This is a genomic window from Streptomyces sparsus, assembly GCF_054776295.1.
The window spans coordinates 1-2,012 of the sequence record NZ_BAAHCA010000888.1; the positions used below are offsets into that span (position 1 = coordinate 1).

The 2,012-nt window shown below is 74.2% G+C and carries 2 protein-coding genes; both read right to left on the bottom strand.

The window, feature by feature from the left end:
• Positions 1-918 (bottom strand): serine/threonine-protein kinase (locus ACYVE9_RS24545; protein ID WP_461030085.1); only part of this gene is annotated, 918 nt, incomplete at its 3' end.
• 323 nt (positions 919-1,241) lie between these two features.
• A partial coding sequence (locus tag ACYVE9_RS24550; RefSeq protein ID WP_461030086.1) for a VOC family protein occupies positions 1,242-2,012 on the bottom strand: 771 nt, incomplete at its 5' end.

Consider the following 2,012-nt stretch of genomic DNA (forward strand, 5'->3'; position numbering starts at 1 on the left):
GGCCGGACGCGCGGGCCGGTTGCGTCCGCCGCGCTTGCGCTCGATGAGTTCGACGGCGCCGGCCGGCAGCCAGGCCGAGGCCGTACCGCTGTCGTCCCCGCCGGAGGAGAACAGGTGGGGCGCCAGCTGCGCCTGGAGGTCGGCGGGGCTGGGCCGGGCGTCCGCCTCGGTACGCATGCAGGACTCGATCAGCGGGCGCAGCTCGTCCGGCAGCCCCTCCAGGTCCGGTCCCTCGCGCAGCAGCATGAAGACCGTCTCGACCGGGTTGGCGCCGTGGTAGGGCGCGTGGCCGGTCGCGGCGAACACCAGGGTCGAGGCGAGCGAGAAGATGTCGCTGGCCCCGGTCACGCTGCGGGAGTCACGGGCCTGTTCGGGCGACATGTAGGCGGGGGTGCCGACGGCGACGTTGGTCATGGTCAGCCGGGTGTTGGAGACCCCCGAGGCGATGCCGAAGTCGATGACCCGGGGACCGTCCTCGACAACGAGCACGTTGGACGGCTTGAGGTCGCGGTGGACGAGACCGGCACCGTGGATGGACTGCAGGGCCTCGGCGATGCCCGCGGCGAGCCATCGGACCGCCTGGGCGGGCATCGGGCCGCACTCGTGGATCATCTCCTCCAGCGAGGGGGCCGGCACGTAGGCGGTGGCCAGCCACGGCACCGCCGCCCGCGGGTCGGCGTCCACGACGGCGGCGGTGTAGAACCCGCTGACCGCGCGAGCGGCCTCCACCTCGCGGGTGAAGCGCACCCGGAACAGCTGGTCCTCGGCGAGTTCCGTGCGCACGGTCTTGATCGCGACGCGCCGGCCGGAGGCCGAGCGGGCGAGGTAGACCAGTCCCATGCCCCCGGCGCCGAGTCGGCCGAGCACCTCGAACGGGCCGATCCGCCGCGGATCGTGCTGCGTCAGCTGCTCCACCATGTGCCTGCCACCTCCCCGTAGGGGCTTGTCCTCGTTACCGCCCGGCGCGGCGTGCCGACGCCGTTCCGGACGTGCGGTCCGGACGCTGATTCTTCCCCCCGGGGCCCGCGCTGGCGAACCGGGGTGCGTCTGGGCCGTCCCCCGCCTCTCCGAGAGCGCTCCGGGGGCTGTCGGCGGCAGGGGACGTACCGGGAGTTTCCATGCCGGAACGGCAGGCCGGGGGCCGGCGCGTCATCCATGATCGCCGATGCGCGAGACATCACAGCCGTTCCCCCGTCCTGCGGTCCTGCCGGTGTCCATGCTGCGGCATGGGGCTGCCGCCGTCAGCCCCGCGACACGGCGCTTTCGGGGTCGAGGACCGCGAAGACGGCTCCCTGGTTGTCCACCAGCACCGCGAACCGGCCGTGCTCGCCGGTCTCCGGCTCGCTGAGCACCCGGCCGCCCAGCCTGGTGACGGTGCGGGCCGCCTCGTCGCAGTCGGCCACCGTGAAGTAGGTGAGGAAGTGCGCGGGCAGCTCGGCGGGCTGCGACGCGTCGATCAGCGACCGGCCGCCGACGGCGTGCTGCTCGTCGGCGGGCTCACCGCGGGGCGCCCACATCAGGAAGTCGGCGCCACCGGAGTCGAGGACGCGCGTCTCGTAGCCGAACACCTCGCGGTAGAAGGCGTCCACCGCTTCCTTGTCCCTGGTGTGCACCTCGGTCCAGACGTAGCCGCCGGGCCGGCCCGTCACACCGAAGCCGGAGTGCTCGACCGGCTGCCACAGGTTGAAGACCGCCCCCGAGGGGTCGGCGACGGTGGCGAGCACACCCGCGGGGCCGCCGCCGACCAGCACCGGGTCGGTGATCACCTGCCCGCCCGCCGCCCGGGCCCGTTCGGTGGTGCGGCGGATGTCGTCGGTGGCCAGGTACACCGTCCACACCGTCGGCATGCGCCCGTCGGACTTCTGCCGCAGGCCCGCCGCGAGCTCACCGTCGAGCAGGGCCGGCGTCCACAGGTGGCCACCGTCGTTCCCGGCGGCGCCCCTGGCGGCGGGCTCGGGGACGGTACGGGCGGGTGCGGGGGGCTGCGGGGGCTCGGGGGGCTGTTCGGTGAC